Origin of the sequence: Streptomyces sp. NPDC051183, from assembly GCF_040682455.1 — a bacterium.
Lineage (GTDB): Bacteria > Actinomycetota > Actinomycetes > Streptomycetales > Streptomycetaceae > Streptomyces.
On sequence record NZ_JBFBBA010000005.1, the window covers coordinates 95,523 to 110,058 of the forward strand.

The following is a 14,536-nucleotide window of genomic DNA, read 5'->3' on the forward strand; positions in this document are numbered from 1 at the left end:
GGGCTCTCCCGTACTACTTCACGACGAGCGAGGACCATGCCTTGACCCACTGCTCACGGTTCTTGGCGATGCTGTCCGGCGCGACCGTCTCCGGCTTCTCGATCACCACTCCGTGCTTCGTGAACAGCTCCGGCAGCTTCGCGTCCTTGACCACCGGGTTCACGAACATCTGCAGCGGCATGTCCTCCTGGAACTTCTTGCCGATCAGGAAGTCGAGGAGCGCCTTGCCGCCCTCCTCGTTCTTGGCTCCCTTGAGCAGACCCGCGAACTCGACCTGGCGGAAGCAGGTGCCGGTGGCGACGCCCGTGGGGGCCTCGGCCGGCTGCGGCTCGCCGTAGAGCACCTCGACCGGCGGGCTGGAGGCGTACGAGACGACCAGCGGCCGGTCTCCCTTGGCCTTCTTGCCGCCCGCGGAACCGGAGAAGCGCTCGTTGTAGGCCTGCTCCCAGCCGTCGACGACCTCGACGCCGTTGGCCTTGAGCTTGCTCCAGTAGTCCTTCCAGCCGTCGTCGCCGTACTTGCCGACGGAGGCGAGGAGGAAGCCGAGGCCGGGCGAGGAGGTGGCGGCGTTCTCGGTGACCAGCAGGTTCTTGTACTCCGGCTTGATCAGGTCGTCCAGCGTCTGCGGCGGGGCGATCTTCTTCTCGGCGAAGTAGGCCTTGTCGTAGTTGACGCAGATGTCGCCGGAGTCGATCGGGGTGACCCGGTGCTCCTTGTCGAGCACGTACTCCGCCTTGACCTCGCCCAGGCCCTTGGCCTCGTACGGCGTGAAGATGCCGTTGTCGAGGGCGCGCGAGAGGAGCGTGTTGTCGACACCGAAGAAGACGTCGCCGCGCGGGGAGCCCTTGGTGAGGATCTCCTGGTTCAGCGCCGCGCCCGCGTCCCCGGACTTCAGCACCTTGACGGTGTAGCCGCTCTGCTGCTCGAACTCCTTGAGGACCGTGTCGGTCACGTTGAAGGAGTCGTGGGAGACGAGGGTGACCGTCTTGGACTTGGGGGCGTCGCTCGCGCCCGCGGACTTGTCCTTGGCGTCGCCGCCGCCGCAGGCGCTGAGCGTGGTGACGCCCAGCGCGGCCGCGAGCGCGGCACCCGCGATCTTCTTGGTGGTGCTCACTGGTGATTCCTCCTGGGATGACCAGGAGAAGACGCGGCCCCGCCCGGCGCTCTCTCGGAGCGGACGCCGGGCAGGGCGCAACAGCTTGAGTGGTGACCGAACTTCCTACCCCGAATGACCGGGGCGAGGTTCAGAGGGTCTGCGGATGACGGATACCGCACTCTCAGCGCTGTGGCGCTCCCCTGTCGGAATATGAAATTGGTTCGGCCACAGGGTACCCCGTGGCCGAATACGAGCGCTGTTGACCGAAACCTAGCGCTCGGAGGCGGCGAGCTGTCCGCACGCGCCGTCGATCTCCTGGCCGCGGGTGTCGCGTACGGTCACCGGCACGCCGTGGCGGGCGATGGCCTCGACGAACGCCTTCTCGTCCTCGGGCCGCGAAGCGGTCCACTTCGAGCCCGGGGTCGGGTTCAGCGGGATCAGGTTGACGTGTACGCGCTTGCCCTTGAGCAGCTTGCCGAGCAGGTCGCCCCGCCAGGCCTGGTCGTTGATGTCGCGGATCAGGGCGTACTCGATGGAGATCCGGCGGCCGGACTTCTCCGCGTACTCCCAGGCCGCGCCGAGCACCTCGCGGACGTTCCAGCGGGTGTTCACGGGGACCAGCGTGTCGCGCAGCTCGTCGTCCGGCGCGTGCAGCGAGACGGCGAGGCGGCACTTGAAGCCCTCGTCGGCGAAGCGCAGCATGGCCGGGACCAGGCCGACGGTGGAGACGGTGATGCCTCGCTGGGACAGGCCCAGGCCGTCGGGCTCCGGGTCGGTGAGGCGCCGGATGGCACCGACGACGCGGTTGTAGTTGGCGAGCGGCTCGCCCATGCCCATGAAGACGATGTTCGACAGCCGGGCCGGTCCGCCCGGGACCTCGCCGTCGCGCAGGGCGCGCATGCCGTCGACGATCTGGTGCACGATCTCGGCGGTGGAGAGGTTGCGGTCGAGGCCCGCCTGGCCGGTGGCGCAGAACGGGCAGTTCATGCCGCAGCCGGCCTGCGAGGAGATGCACATGGTCACCCGGTCGGGGTAGCGCATCAGCACGGACTCGACGAGCGTGCCGTCGTGCAGCTTCCACAGGGTCTTGCGGGTGGTGTCGTCGTCGCACGAGATGTGCCGGATGACCGACATCAGGTCCGGCAGCAGCTCCTGCTGGAGCTTCTCGCGGGAGCCCGCCGGGATGTCGGTCCACTCGGCCGGGTCGTGCGCGTACCGGGCGAAGTAGTGCTGCGAAAGCTGCTTGGCCCGGAACGGCTTCTCACCGATCGCGGCGACCGCCTCGCGGCGCTCCTCGGGAGTGAGGTCGGCGAGGTGCCGGGGCGGCTTCTTGGCTCCGCGCGGTGCGACGAAGGTGAGCTCTCCCGGAACAGGGCGGGCCATGGCAGGTACTCCTTGTAAGACGAAAGGCGCGCCGCAGAAGCAGCGCGCCTCTCAAGAGTAACCGCCCGACCTGTACGGACGCCTTTCCGCAGGTCAGCCGGTGCCGACGAACGCCGCCAGCAGCAGCCACACCACCGGTGCGGTCGGCAGCAGCGAGTCGAGCCGGTCCATGATCCCGCCGTGGCCCGGCAGCAGCGTGCCCATGTCCTTGATGCCCAGGTCCCGCTTGATCATCGACTCGCCGAGGTCTCCCAGCGTGGCGCTGACCGCGACCGCGAGGCCCAGCAGCAGGCCCTGCCACCAGGAGCCGCCGTCGATCAGGAACTCCATGCACAGCGCGCCGGCGACCATGGCGAAGGCCACCGCACCGAACAGGCCCTCGCGGGTCTTGCCGGGGCTGATGCGCGGAGCGAGCTTCGTCTTGCCGAAGCGCCAGCCCACCGCGTACGCCCCGGTGTCGCTGACCACGGTCAGGACCAGGAAGGTGACGACGCGCTGCGGCCCGTCGTCGGCGGTGAGCAGCATCGCGACGAACGTGGCCAGGAAGGGCACGTAGAACGCCGCGAAGACACCCGCCGTGACGTCCTTGAGGTAGTCCTCGGGCGGTTCGGTCATCCGCCAGACCAGGACCGCCAGCGCGGTCAGGGCCATGGCAACCCAGGCGCCCTCGGCCCCCCGGACGTAGCCGGCGATGACCATCGCCGCGCCGCCGACCGCGAGCGGTACCAGCGGCGCCTTGACGCCCTTCTTCTCCTGGAGCCGGGAGGTCAGCTCCCACAGGCCCACGACGACCGCGACGACGATGACGCCGACGAAGACCGCCTTGACGATGAACAGCGAAGCGAAGATCACTGCGCCCAGGCCGACACCGACCCCTATGGCGGCACGCAGGTCCCGCCCGGCGCGCTTCTTCTGCGGCGGGGGCGAGGCGTCCTGCGGTGCCTGCGAAGGCGGGGGCGGGGGGCTGGGCATGGGCTCCTGCGGCGGCGTCTCGGCGCGGAACGGGGGGCCGCCGTCAGCGGCGGCCCCCCGATCGCGTGCTTCCCGGTCGTCGAAGTCACGGCCGGCGGCATCGGGCACGATGGGCATGGGCCGAGTCTGCGGGCCCACCAGCGCATCGTATGCGGGACCCGCCGGAACCGGCTCCGTGGCCCAGGGAGAGTCGTTCATCAGACCTCGAGGAGCTCGGCTTCCTTGTGCTTGAGGAGCTCGTCCACCTGCGCGACGTACTTCGCGGTGGTGTCGTCGAGCTCCTTCTCGGCGCGGCGCACCTCGTCCTCGCCGGCTTCCTTGTCCTTGACGAGCTTGTCGAGGGCGTCCTTGGCCTTGCGGCGGACGGCGCGGATCGAGACCTTGGAGTCCTCGGCCTTGGTGCGCGCGACCTTGACGTACTCCTTGCGGCGCTCCTGCGTCAGCTCGGGGAAGGTCACCCGGATGATGCTGCCGTCGTTGCTGGGGTTGACGCCCAGGTCGGAGTCGCGGATGGCCTGCTCGATGTTGCGCAGGGCGCTCTTGTCGAACGGGGTCACGACGGCCATGCGCGGCTCGGGCACCGAGAACGAGGCGAGCTGGTTGATGGGCGTGATGGCGCCGTAGTACTCCGCCACGATCTTGTTGAACATCGCCGGGTGCGCACGGCCGGTGCGAATCGCGGCGAAGTCTTCCTTGGCGACGACGACGGCCTTTTCCATCTTCTCCTCGGCCTCGAGGAGGATCTCTTCGGTCACCACGTGCTCCTGCATGTCAGATACGGATGGTTCAGGCGGGCGGTACGGGCTCGGCCCTGCAGGCCGCGGCCCGGCAGCGACGGGCTCAGGCCCGGGTGCCCTGGTCGCTCACGAGCGTGCCGATCTTCTCACCCTTGACGGCGCGGGCGATATTGCCCTCGGCGAGCAGCTCGAAGACCAGGATCGGCAGCTTGTTGTCGCGGCACAGGGTGATGGCGGTGGCGTCGGCGACCTTGAGGTCGCGGGAAAGCACCTCGCCGTACTCCAGGGCGTCGAACTTCACCGCTTCCGGGTTCTTCTTCGGGTCGGAGTCGTAGACCCCGTCGACCCCGTTCTTGCCCATGAGCAGGGCCTCGGCGTCGATTTCCAGGGCGCGCTGGGCGGCCGTGGTGTCGGTGGAGAAGTAGGGCATGCCCATGCCCGCGCCGAAGATCACGACGCGGCCCTTCTCCAGGTGGCGCACGGCGCGCAGCGGGATGTACGGCTCCGCGACCTGGCCCATGGTGATGGCCGTCTGGACGCGCGAGTCGATGCCTTCCTTCTCCAGGAAGTCCTGGAGGGCGAGGCAGTTCATGACCGTGCCGAGCATGCCCATGTAGTCGGACCGGGCCCGGTCCATGCCGCGCTGCTGGAGCTCGGCGCCGCGGAAGAAGTTGCCGCCGCCGATCACGACGGCGATCTCCGCGCCGTCGCGGACCACCGCGGCGATCTCACGCGCGATGGCGTGGACGACGTCGGGGTCGACGCCGAGTCCTCCGCCACCGGAGAAGGCCTCGCCCGACAGCTTCAGCATGAAGCGGCGGCCCTTCTTGTCCTGGTCGCTCTTGTCGTCGGAAGCGGTGTGGGGGTCCACGCCCTGATTCATGGAGATCTCCTCGTGCACATACGAAGAAGGCCATTGCCGGTGGGTCCTTGCGGTTCCCTCTACGGCAATGGCCTCCTCGTCAGATCTGCGGTCGCCTCGCGCGAGCGCGGACGACTGCCTCAGACCCTACCGGGGTCCGGTGTCCGTCGCGTACGGACGGACTCAGATGCCGACCTTGATGCGCGAGAAGCGCACCAGGGTGACGCCGGCCTCGTCCAGGACCTTCTGGACGGACTTCTTGGCGTCCAGGGCGTACGCCTGGCCAAGGAGCGTGTTGTCCTTGAAGAAGCCGTTGACGCGACCCTCGACGATCTTCGGGAGCGCGGCCTCGGGCTTGCCCTCGGCGCGGGTGACCTCTTCGGCTACGCGGCGCTCGGACTCGACGACGTCGGCCGGGACGTCTTCCTTGGAGAGCCAGCGCGGGGAGAACGCGGCGATGTGCTGCGCGATGCCGCGGGCGACCTCGGCGTTCTCCTTGTCGAGCTCGACCAGGACGCCGATCTGGAACGGCAGGTCGGGCATGGTGCGGTGCATGTACGCCGCGACGTAACCGCCGGTGAACTGCGCGAAGCGGTCCAGGACGATCTTCTCGCCGAGGTTGGCGTTGGCCTCGTCGACGAAAGCGGTGACGGTCTTGCCGGGCTCGATCTCGGACGCCAGCAGCGCCTCGAGGTCGGCCGGGGAGGTGGCGGCGACGTGCGCGGCCAGCTGGTTGGCGACGGCCAGGAACTTCTCGCCCTTGGCGACGAAGTCCGTCTCGCACTTCAGCTCGACGATGACACCGGAGGTGTTGTCGTCGGCGATCAGGGAGACGACGGCACCGTTCTCGGCAGAACGGCCCTCGCGCTTGGCGACGCCCTTCTGACCCTTGATACGGAGCGCCTCGACGGCCTTGTCGACGTCGCCGTCGGACTCGACCAGCGCGTTCTTGCAGTCCAGCATGCCGGCGCCGGTGAGCTCGCGGAGCTTCTTGACGTCAGCGGCGGTGTAGTTCGCCATGAGTCTGTGATTCTCTCTCGAAGTCGTAGATCTACGGGTGCGACGGGGGGCCGCGCTCGTGGCGCGGCGCCCCCGCCGTCATCGTCCGTGCTGTGAGTGCCCGGCGCGTGAACGCCGGGCGCTCTCAGTGGGTCAGGCCTGCTCGGCGTCGGCGGCCGGAGCCTCGGCGACGACCTCGGCCTCGGCGGCCGGGGCCTCGGCCGGAGCGGCCTCGGCGGCGTCGTCAGCCTTCTTGTCGCCCTCGAGCAGGTCGCGCTCCCACTCGGCGAGCGGCTCGGCAGCGGCCTTCTCGCCCGGCTTCGAGTCGCCGGTCGCAGCGCCGGAGCGGGCGATGAGGCCCTCGGCGACGGCGTCGGCGATCACGCGGGTGAGCAGGGTGACGGAGCGGATCGCGTCGTCGTTGCCCGGGATCTTGTAGTCGACCTCGTCGGGGTCGCAGTTGGTGTCGAGGATCGCGACGACCGGGATGTGGAGCTTGCGCGCCTCACCGACGGCGATGTGCTCCTTCTTGGTGTCGACGATCCAGACGGCGCTGGGGACCTTCGACATCTCGCGGATACCACCGAGGGTCTTCTCCAGCTTGGCCTTCTCGCGGGAGAGGACCAGGAGCTCCTTCTTGGTGAGACCCGAGGCGGCGACGTCCTCGAAGTCGATCGCCTCAAGCTCCTTCAGACGCTGAAGGCGCTTGTAGACGGTGGAGAAGTTGGTGAGCATGCCACCCAGCCAGCGCTGGTTGACGTACGGCATACCAACGCGCGTCGCCTGCTCGGCGATGGCCTCCTGGGCCTGCTTCTTGGTACCGACGAACATGATGGAGCCACCGTGCGCGACGGTCTCCTTCACGAACTCGTAGGCGCGGTCGATGTACGACAGCGACTGCAGCAGGTCGATGATGTAGATGCCGTTGCGCTCCGTGAAGATGAAGCGCTTCATCTTCGGGTTCCAGCGGCGGGTCTGGTGACCGAAGTGGACGCCGCTTTCCAGCAGCTCCCGCATCGTTACGACGGCCATGGCCATCTCCTTGGTTTCTCGGTTTGGTTCCTGACGCCCCGCCGCGTCCTGCCCCGCTGAGGGACCGAGAGACGCTGTCACCAGGCCTTTTCGGGCCGGTGCTGGGGCGTGCGAAGTCGACCCGGTGACCCGGATCGCCACAAGAAGTGTACGGGACCCGGCGGTATGCCGGGTGACGCCGTTGTCCACACCCCCGGCGTTGTCCACAGGGGCCGCCGGCCGCGGCCCGGCCGCGGGACGCTGAGGGCCATGACGACACTGCTGATCAGCCTGCTGCTGACCCTGCTCCAGGCCGCCGCGCCCGGGGCCCGCCCGCTGCCCCCGCCGCTGTCGGTGGCGCGCTGGTGGGATCCTCCGCCGGGCCCGTACGCGGCCGGCCACCGCGGGGTGGACCTGTTCGCGCCGGTGGGCGCGGAGCTCCGCGCGGTCGGCCCGGGCCGCGTGCACCACGCCGGGCAGGTCGCGGGGCGCGGGGTGCTCTCGCTCACGCTCCCGAACGGGCTGCGCACGACGTACGAGCCGGTCCGCCCGCTGGTCGCGGAGGGTGAGCAGGTCAGCACCGGGCAGGTGGTGGCGGTGCTGACGGAGGGCTCGCACTGTCCGGCCCCGTGCCTGCACTGGGGGCTCCTGGCGGGCGAGGTCTACCTGAACCCGCTGACGCTCGTCCCCCGCCCGACGCCGCGCCTGCTGCCGGACCCCGGTCCGCTCTGAGGCGCGGGTGCGGGTCGGAGCCGCAGGTCGGAGCCGCAGGTCGGAGCCCGGGCCTCAGCCCCGGACGCCCCGCAGCGCCATGGCGACGGCCGCCTCAGTGACCACGGCCGGGTCCTCGGCCGCCCCGAGCTCGATCCGCCGGACGGCCGCGTCGACCACTCCCTGGAGCAGCATCGCGGCCAGCTTCGGCTGCTGCTGTCCGAGGGCGGCCAAGGCCTCCACGATCATCGCGACGAGCCCGCCGTGCGCCGCGCGGATCTTCTCGCGCGCCCCGGCGTCCAGCTCGCTGGCGGAGATCGCCACCACCGCGCGGTGCCGGCGGTCCCCCACCAGCCCCAGCTGGCTCCGCACGTACGCCTCGATCTTGGCCTCCGGCGTCTCGGCCTCGGACATCGCCGCCTCGATCTCGGCCGCCCACACGGGGAAGTCCACCGCGCACAGCTCTTCGACCACGGCCGCGCGGGACCGGAAGTACTCGTACACGGAGGACCGGGCGAGCCCGGTCCGCTCCGCGAGGGCGGGGAAGGTCAGCGCTTCCGTCCCGCCTTCGGACAGCAGGGAACGCGCGGCGTCCAACAGGGCGCCGCGCTGCATCGACCGGTGCTCGGCCACGGAGGCCGCTCGAATCCTGGGCACGCATCCACTCTACGGAGGTACCGCAAGGCCGGTGCGCGTCAGCGCCCGACATCCGCCAGCTTCGCCCGCAGTTGCAGCACCGACTTGGTGTGGATCTGGCTGACGCGGCTCTCGGTGACGCCCAGCACGTTGCCGATCTCCGCCAGCGTGAGGCCCTCGTAGTAGTAGAGGGTGACCACCGTCTTCTCCCGCTCGGGCAAGGTGTTGATCGCCCGGGCCAGGAGCCTGCGCAGTTCGCGGTCCTCGGCCACCGCCACCGGATTGTCCGCGGCGGTGTCCTCCAGCGTGTCCATCAGCGAGAGGCGGTCGCCGCCCTCCCCGCCGACGTGCAGCAGCTCCTCCAGCGCGACCACGTTCGCCAGCGACAACTGGCTGAAGACCGTGTGGAGTTCCTCCACCCCGATCCCCATCTCACCGGCGACCTCGCTCTCGGTCGGGGTGCGGCGCAGCTGGGCCTCCAGCGTGGCGTAGGCCCGCTCCACGGCCCGCGCCTTCTGCCGGACCGAGCGCGGGATCCAGTCCAGCGCCCGCAGCTCGTCGATCATCGCGCCCCGGATGCGGGTGATCGCGTACGTCTCGAACTTGATGGACCGTTCGATGTCGAACTTCTCGATCGCGTCGATCAGTCCGAACACCCCGGAGGAGACGAAGTCGGCCTGTTCGACATTGGGCGGCAGACCGACGCTGACCCGGCCGGCCACGTACTTCACCAGCGGCGAGTAGTGCAGGATCAGCTGCTCCCGCAGCCGCTCGTCACCCGAGTCCTTGTACGAGCGCCACAGCACCTCCAGGGACGAGGGCGCGGTCGACCGCACGCTGCCGCGGGCAGCGGGGGGCACCGCAGCGCGGTCAGACCCTGAGGTGTGCTGGGGCATGCTTCGCCTTTGCCGGAGCGGGATTCCTTGGGAGCGTAGCGTGACGGAAGTGTCGCGGTGCGCGAAGAGTACGGGATCGCGCAGGGCCGCAAGGGCGCCCGGACTCGCGCGGGCCACCCGGGACCGGCGCCTGGCGCACGGTCCCGGCAGGTGCCACCGGGAAGGCCGCGTCTCTCATCGGCTTCACTCTTTCACCGGAACGCCCCAGGTCAATGACCGCCTCGCCGGGTGACACCGGTTCGTGTGCCTCCTCCAGGTGATTGTCGGGTCAACTGCCAGCCGTCGCCCTGCCGTTCGACGAACCCCAGAGAGTGAAGTTCGTACAGTCTGCCGATGACTTCATCGGTGCCGGTGCCCGCGGCGAGGGCCACCTCCTCCAGGTTCGCGAGGCGGCCCGCCGGGAGGGCTTCGAGGACCCGGGCGGTGTCCCGGCCCAGGAGGTCCCGGGCGATCACCGGGCCGCGGCGCGCCGGTGCCAGCTCGCCCATGGTGCCGACGAGTTCGATGACCTCGGCGGCGTCGGTGACGAGCACCGCTTCGCCGCGCAGCAGTTCGTGCACCCCGGCGGAGAGTCGGCTGGTGGCGGGTCCCGGGACGCCCATGGTGAACCGGCCCAGTTCCCGGGCCCGGCGGGCGGTGACCAGGGACCCGCTGCGGTGGGCGGCTTCCACCACGACCGTGCCCCGGGTGAGGGCCGCGATGACGCGGTTGCGCAGGACGAACCGGCTGGGCGTGGGGTGGCTGCCCGGCGGCAGTTCCCCGATGACCAGCCCCTGGGCGGCGATCCGGCCGAGCAGCTCGGAGTGCCCCCGGGGGTACGCCACATCCACCCCGCAGGCGAGCACCGCGGCCGTGGCCCCGCCCGACGCGATGGCCCCGCGATGGGCGGCGGCATCGATCCCGTAAGCCGCGCCGGAGACGACCACCCAGCCCCGCTCGGTGAGCCCGGCGGCCAGGGTCTGGGCCATGTGTGCCCCGTATGGTGTGCAGGCGCGGGCCCCGACCAGGGCGACGGAGCGCAGCGCCCAGGTGCGCAGGTCCGGCCGGCCCCGCAGCCACAGCCCCACGGGCCGGGCGTCGCCGAGGTCGTCCAGCTGGGTCGGCCACTCCGCGCAGCCCGGGCGGACGAACCGGCAGCCCGCCTCGGCGGCGGCCTCCAGGTCGCGCCGGGGGTCGGCCAGGGCGGCCCGTCTGCGGTACCCGGCGAGCCGCTCCGGCGCCACCCCGGCCGGCACCCCCGGCCCGGCCTGCGCCTCGGGCCCGGTCAGGAGCCGTATCAGCCCGACGGCCCCGTGCTCCCGCAGCCAGCGCCCTCCGAGCTCCTCCCCGGGCTCCAGCACCCGGGTCAGCGCGACCCGCGCGAGCACCTCCCGGTCGTCGGCCCCGGCCACCGCCACGGGCTGCGGGCCGGGCGCCTCGGCCCCCGTCATGGCCCGGCCCCCGCCGCCAGCACGGCCCCGCGGGCGATGCCGGTCCGCAGTTCCAGACCGACGGCCACGTCCAGTGCGTCGGGCCGGTCCCTGCCCCGCAGGTCGGCCACGGTCCAGGCGACCCGCAGCACCCGGTCGAGGCCGCGGGCGGTGAGCAGTCCCCGCTCCAGGTCGCGCTCGGCCTGGGCGAGCGCACCGGGGGCGGGCTGCCAGCGCGTGCGCAGCTCGCGCCCCGGGACCTCGCTGTTGATCCTCCAGGGGGTGTCGCCGAGGCGGCGGGCCGCGCGGGACCGTGCCTCGCTGACCCGCGCGGCGACGGTGGCGCTGTTCTCGCCCCGCCCCCGTTCGGCGAGCAGGTCGGACCTGCTGACCGGCTCGACCTCGATGCGAAGGTCCACCCGGTCCAGCAGCGGACCGGACAGCCGGGCCTGGTAGCGCCTGATCGACGAGGGCGCGCAGTCGCAGCCCGCACCGTGCAGGGTGTGCCGCCCGCACGGGCAGGGGTTGGCTGCCAGCACCATGAGGAAGCGTGCGGGCAGGCACACCACCCCGGCCGCGCGTGCCACCACGATCTGCCCCGACTCAAGGGGTTGGCGCAGCGCGTCCAGCACCTGGGGACGGAACTCCGGTGCTTCGTCGAGGAAGAGCACCCCTCTGTGCGCGAGCGAGACAGCGCCGGGCCGGGGCAGTCCGCTGCCACCGCCCACCAGGGCCTGCATCGTCGCCGAATGGTGGGGCGCGCAGTACGGCGCGGTCGTCACGAGCGGCTCGCCCGGCGGCAGGATTCCCGCGACGGAGTGCACGGCCGTGACTTCCAGGGACTCCTGTTGTGTGAGCGGGGGCATGATCCCGGGCAGCCGCTCGGCGAGGAGCGTCTTGCCCGCTCCGGGAGGGCCGCTCAAAAGGACGTGATGGCCCCCGGCCGCGGCCACCTCCAGGGCCCGGCGGGCGAGGTGCTGCCCCGCCACGTCCGCGAGGTCCAGCCCCTCCCCGCTCCCGGCCGCGCTCACGGCACCGGAGCCGCGGCCCGCCCCCGGGAGGATCAGGCCCGCCAGTATCGGATCGGGACGCCCCGGCGGGTCCGGTGGCTCCTCCTCCGGGACCACGCCGTCGGTCAGGACCGCGATGAGCTGACGCAGGCTGCGGACGCCGAGCACCGAGACGTCCGGGACGAGAGCGGCCTCGGCGGCGCACTGCTGCGGCACCACCACCTGCCGGTAGCCCGCCTCGGCGGCGGCGAGGACCGCCGGCAGGACCCCCCGGACGGGCCGCACCCGGCCGTCCAGGCCCAGCTCCCCGATGAGCACGAGATCGGCGATGACCGCGGGGTCGACCACCTCGGCGGCGCCCAGCACCGCCGCGGCCACGGCCAGGTCGAAGCCGGCGCCGGATTTCGGCACCGAGGCCGGACTGAGCCCGACCGTGAGCTTCTTCTGCGGCCAGGCGGCGCCCGAGTTCACCACGGCGGCCCGCACCCGATCGCGGCTCTCGATCAGGGTCTTGTCGGGCAGTCCCACCAGGGTGAAGGCGGCGACGCCCGGTTCCAGATCGGCCTGTACCTCCACCACCACGCCGTCGACGCCCACCAGGGCGACCGAGCAGGCCCGCGCGAACCCCATCAGGCCGCCCCCCTGACGTGCTCCACCACGGGCGCACCGCGCCGCGGCAGCAGGACCCCGACGAGGTCGATGCGCACCCCGCCGGAGGGCGGTCCGCCGTGGTCGGCGAGCCAGCGCCCGGCGAGCCGGCGAAGCCGCTCGGCCTTGCCCGGCCGGACGGCGGCCATGGGATGCTCGAACTCCCCCTCCCGCCGGGTCTTGACCTCGCACACGACGAGGGCGTCCCCGTCCCGCGCGACGATGTCGATCTCCCCGCTGCGGCACCGCCAGTTCCGTGCGATGACGGTCATCCCGGCCTCGGTCAGCCGCCGGACCGCGAGCTCCTCGCCGTACCGCCCCAATGCCTGCTGTGCCACGCCCTTCGCGTTCATCCGGCACCACCTCCGGCACCGACGATCCCGCGTCCCCTCCCACCTTGTGGATCTTGGTGGACAACCGTGGCGTTGTGGACAACGCCATCACCCTTGCGGGGGAATGTGAGGGAATCGGCCGCTCAGCCGCCGCTCGGCCGCGGTTCAGCTGCCCGGAAGTTCGAGATCGCTCTTGTTGAGCTCCTCGATGTTCACGTCCTTGAAGGTCAGCACCCGCACCTGCTTCACGAAGCGGGCCGGCCGGTACATGTCCCAGACCCAGGCATCGGCCATCGAGACCTCGAAGAACACCTCCCCCTGGACCGAGTGCACCTGCATCTCGTAGTCGTTGGTGAGGTAGAAACGACGTTCGGTCTCGATCACATACTTGAACAGCCCGACGACGTCGCGGTACTCGCGATAGAGCTTCAGCTCCATCTCGGTCTCGTACTTCTCGAGGTCCTCGGCACTCATGGCATGTTCCCCTTCAGCCGTGCGTCCCCCTATTGTGCGCCAGGCACTCTCGCCCCTAAACGATTTCCGGGGCCAGGATCACCGGCGCACCCGGAGGCCCGTCGACGAGCAGCGTACGGAGCAGCTCGGCGAGTCTGGTCGGGTACACCGTCTCACGTGCTGTGAGAAGTTCCTCGGAGGTCCACCACCTGGCTCCGGTGACGCTGCGCCGTTCCAGCTCGGTGAGCCCGAGCGGCTCGGTCGCCGTCTGCGCGGTACGGGCCAGGAAGTACCACTCGTCCTGCTCCCAGCGCCGCCCGTCGAAGGGGAAGGAACAGTACCGGTGCCACAGCACCGGCCCCAGCTCCACCTCGGTGATGCCGGTCTCCTCGGCCAGCTCCCGCAGTGCGGCCTGTTCCCGGCTCTCGTCGCCCTCCAGGCCGCCGCCCGGGGTGAACCACCAGTCGTCCGCCGGGTCCGCCGGCTCGAAGCCGTGCAGCAGCAGGATCCGGTCCGCCGGGTCCAGCAGGATCACCCGCGACACCTTCCGCGGGCCCGGACCGCTCTGCGCGTGCTCCGGGTGCCCCGCGTGCTCCGGGTCAGCTGACACCGGCCCGCTCCCGTCGCCGCCCGCGCCCCAGGACCCGTACGACCGGCCCGTAGGCGGCCCCCAGCACCACCAGGGCGGCTCCGGCCACGACGGCGGTCAGCTGCAGCCGCAGCGGGCCGTGCCCCGAGATCCCGCCCGGCAGGGCGGCGTACGTCTTCGGCCGCTCCACCATCGAGAAGGAGGGCCAGGCGAGGGCGTCGACCCTGGCCTTGACCGCCGCCCGGGCGACCGTCCCCTGTCCGGCCTCCTGAAGGTGCGCCCGGGAGTCCAGCGAGGCGCCCCGCCGATCGCCCATCAGGAAGATGTTGCCCTCGGGCACGGTCACCTCGAACGCCGTCCGCGAAGCGCCGCCGCTGGGCGCGCCCGCCACGTCGAGCCTGTCCTCCTCGATGTACGGCTCGTCCAGCTCCTTGCCGTTCACCGTGAGCCGGCCGCCGTCGCCGCAGCACTTGACGGTGTCCCCGCCGACGCCGACGACCCGCTTGACCATGGGCGAATCGCTCCACGCGGTATCCGTGAAGATCACCACGTCGCCCCGGCGCACCTCACCGCCCTCGATCCGCTGCGCCAGCACCCGGTCCCCGGGCTTGACCGTCGGCATCATCGAGTCGGTCGGCACCGTGTACGGCTGGTACACGAGCGCTCCCCACACGAAACCGCCGAGGAACAGCACGAAGCCGATGGCCACGACGATCCCCGACAACACGTTGCCGAGGCCGCCGCGGCCATCGTCGCCACGTATCGCTCGCCCTGCTTCTGTTCCGCCCATTG

At 71.1% G+C, this 14,536-nt stretch carries 16 protein-coding genes and 1 riboswitch; of the genes, 1 reads left to right on the forward strand and 15 read right to left on the reverse strand.

From position 1 onward, the window contains the following. Positions 1 to 13: 13 nt before the first annotated feature. From AB0M99_RS06085 to rpsB, 7 genes are all read right to left on the reverse strand, one after another. The gene (locus AB0M99_RS06085) at positions 14 to 1,114 is read right to left on the reverse strand and encodes a thiamine ABC transporter substrate-binding protein (RefSeq protein WP_365917464.1); all 1,101 of its coding nucleotides are present in this window, start codon (positions 1,112 to 1,114) and stop codon (positions 14 to 16) included. An 84-nt stretch (positions 1,115 to 1,198) separates the two neighbouring features. Beyond that, a riboswitch (TPP riboswitch) is annotated at positions 1,199 to 1,308 on the reverse strand. 58 nt (positions 1,309 to 1,366) lie between these two features. Continuing rightward, positions 1,367 to 2,479, reverse strand: a complete 1,113-nt coding sequence (gene rlmN / locus AB0M99_RS06090) for a 23S rRNA (adenine(2503)-C(2))-methyltransferase RlmN (protein ID WP_365917465.1) — start codon at positions 2,477 to 2,479, stop codon at positions 1,367 to 1,369. A 93-nt stretch (positions 2,480 to 2,572) separates the two neighbouring features. Continuing rightward, complete coding sequence (locus AB0M99_RS06095) at positions 2,573 to 3,649, reverse strand: phosphatidate cytidylyltransferase (protein WP_365917466.1); 1,077 nt, start codon at positions 3,647 to 3,649, stop codon at positions 2,573 to 2,575. Next, entirely contained in the window at positions 3,649 to 4,206 is a 558-nt protein-coding gene (frr, locus tag AB0M99_RS06100; protein ID WP_365917467.1) for a ribosome recycling factor, read from the reverse strand. Before frr ends, AB0M99_RS06095 begins: the two co-directional genes overlap by 1 nt. A gap of 85 nt (positions 4,207 to 4,291) precedes the next feature. Beyond that, positions 4,292 to 5,071 (reverse strand): UMP kinase, encoded by a 780-nt coding sequence (gene pyrH, locus AB0M99_RS06105; RefSeq protein WP_365917468.1) that lies wholly within the window; start codon positions 5,069 to 5,071, stop codon positions 4,292 to 4,294. 162 nt (positions 5,072 to 5,233) lie between these two features. Continuing rightward, positions 5,234 to 6,070 carry a translation elongation factor Ts gene (gene tsf / locus AB0M99_RS06110; protein ID WP_365917469.1) on the reverse strand — a complete coding sequence of 279 codons (837 nt, stop codon included), beginning with the start codon at positions 6,068 to 6,070 and terminating at the stop codon, positions 5,234 to 5,236. Between the two features lie 132 nt (positions 6,071 to 6,202). Beyond that, positions 6,203 to 7,081 (reverse strand): 30S ribosomal protein S2, encoded by an 879-nt coding sequence (gene rpsB / locus AB0M99_RS06115; protein WP_365917470.1) that lies wholly within the window; start codon positions 7,079 to 7,081, stop codon positions 6,203 to 6,205. Between the two features lie 249 nt (positions 7,082 to 7,330). On the opposite strand from rpsB, the gene AB0M99_RS06120 reads away from it, so the two are divergent. Continuing rightward, positions 7,331 to 7,792, forward strand: a complete 462-nt coding sequence (locus tag AB0M99_RS06120) for a M23 family metallopeptidase (protein ID WP_365917471.1) — start codon at positions 7,331 to 7,333, stop codon at positions 7,790 to 7,792. 54 nt (positions 7,793 to 7,846) lie between these two features. Here the strand turns inward: AB0M99_RS06120 and AB0M99_RS06125 are convergent, their stop codons facing one another. The 8 genes from AB0M99_RS06125 to lepB all read right to left on the reverse strand — a co-directional run bounded on the left by AB0M99_RS06125 (position 7,847) and on the right by lepB (position 14,534). Continuing rightward, on the reverse strand, positions 7,847 to 8,404 hold the full coding sequence (locus AB0M99_RS06125; RefSeq protein WP_365917592.1) for a helix-turn-helix domain-containing protein: 558 nt from the start codon (positions 8,402 to 8,404) through the stop codon (positions 7,847 to 7,849). Between the two features lie 62 nt (positions 8,405 to 8,466). Beyond that, positions 8,467 to 9,303, reverse strand: coding sequence for an RNA polymerase sigma factor WhiG (gene whiG, locus AB0M99_RS06130; RefSeq protein WP_365917472.1), 837 nt, complete (start codon positions 9,301 to 9,303; stop codon positions 8,467 to 8,469). A gap of 209 nt (positions 9,304 to 9,512) precedes the next feature. Beyond that, positions 9,513 to 10,733, reverse strand: a complete 1,221-nt coding sequence (dprA, locus tag AB0M99_RS06135; RefSeq protein WP_365917473.1) for a DNA-processing protein DprA — start codon at positions 10,731 to 10,733, stop codon at positions 9,513 to 9,515. Next, positions 10,730 to 12,352, reverse strand: coding sequence for a YifB family Mg chelatase-like AAA ATPase (locus AB0M99_RS06140; protein ID WP_365917474.1), 1,623 nt, complete (start codon positions 12,350 to 12,352; stop codon positions 10,730 to 10,732). Before AB0M99_RS06140 ends, dprA begins: the two co-directional genes overlap by 4 nt. Further along, a complete protein-coding gene (locus AB0M99_RS06145) occupies positions 12,352 to 12,723 on the reverse strand; it encodes a YraN family protein (protein ID WP_365917475.1) in 372 nt (123 codons plus the stop codon). Before AB0M99_RS06145 ends, AB0M99_RS06140 begins: the two co-directional genes overlap by 1 nt. 144 nt (positions 12,724 to 12,867) lie before the next feature. Further along, positions 12,868 to 13,176, reverse strand: a complete 309-nt coding sequence (locus AB0M99_RS06150; protein WP_005311352.1) for a DUF2469 domain-containing protein — start codon at positions 13,174 to 13,176, stop codon at positions 12,868 to 12,870. Positions 13,177 to 13,231: 55 nt separating this feature from the next. Next, positions 13,232 to 13,765 (reverse strand): NUDIX hydrolase, encoded by a 534-nt coding sequence (locus AB0M99_RS06155; protein WP_365917476.1) that lies wholly within the window; start codon positions 13,763 to 13,765, stop codon positions 13,232 to 13,234. Next, the gene (gene lepB / locus AB0M99_RS06160) at positions 13,755 to 14,534 is read right to left on the reverse strand and encodes a signal peptidase I (protein WP_365917477.1); all 780 of its coding nucleotides are present in this window, start codon (positions 14,532 to 14,534) and stop codon (positions 13,755 to 13,757) included. The genes AB0M99_RS06155 and lepB overlap by 11 nt, the downstream gene beginning before the upstream one ends. Between the last annotated feature and the right edge of the window lie 2 nt (positions 14,535 to 14,536).

Excerpts from the sequence above, each read along its gene's own strand:
- rlmN (WP_365917465.1), bottom strand. The coding sequence starts at position 2,479 with ATGGCCCGCCCTGTTCCGGGAGAGCTCACCTTCGTCGCACCGCGCGGA.
- AB0M99_RS06095 (WP_365917466.1), bottom strand. The coding sequence starts at position 3,649 with ATGAACGACTCTCCCTGGGCCACGGAGCCGGTTCCGGCGGGTCCCGCA.
- pyrH (WP_365917468.1), bottom strand. The coding sequence starts at position 5,071 with ATGAATCAGGGCGTGGACCCCCACACCGCTTCCGACGACAAGAGCGAC.
- tsf (WP_365917469.1), bottom strand. The coding sequence starts at position 6,070 with ATGGCGAACTACACCGCCGCTGACGTCAAGAAGCTCCGCGAGCTCACC.
- rpsB (WP_365917470.1), bottom strand. The coding sequence starts at position 7,081 with ATGGCCGTCGTAACGATGCGGGAGCTGCTGGAAAGCGGCGTCCACTTC.
- AB0M99_RS06120 (WP_365917471.1), top strand. The coding sequence starts at position 7,331 with ATGACGACACTGCTGATCAGCCTGCTGCTGACCCTGCTCCAGGCCGCC.
- whiG (WP_365917472.1), bottom strand. The coding sequence starts at position 9,303 with ATGCCCCAGCACACCTCAGGGTCTGACCGCGCTGCGGTGCCCCCCGCT.
- dprA (WP_365917473.1), bottom strand. The coding sequence starts at position 10,733 with ATGACGGGGGCCGAGGCGCCCGGCCCGCAGCCCGTGGCGGTGGCCGGG.
- AB0M99_RS06140 (WP_365917474.1), bottom strand. The coding sequence starts at position 12,352 with ATGGGGTTCGCGCGGGCCTGCTCGGTCGCCCTGGTGGGCGTCGACGGC.
- AB0M99_RS06145 (WP_365917475.1), bottom strand. The coding sequence starts at position 12,723 with ATGAACGCGAAGGGCGTGGCACAGCAGGCATTGGGGCGGTACGGCGAG.
- AB0M99_RS06150 (WP_005311352.1), bottom strand. The coding sequence starts at position 13,176 with ATGAGTGCCGAGGACCTCGAGAAGTACGAGACCGAGATGGAGCTGAAG.
- lepB (WP_365917477.1), bottom strand. The coding sequence starts at position 14,534 with ATGGGCGGAACAGAAGCAGGGCGAGCGATACGTGGCGACGATGGCCGC.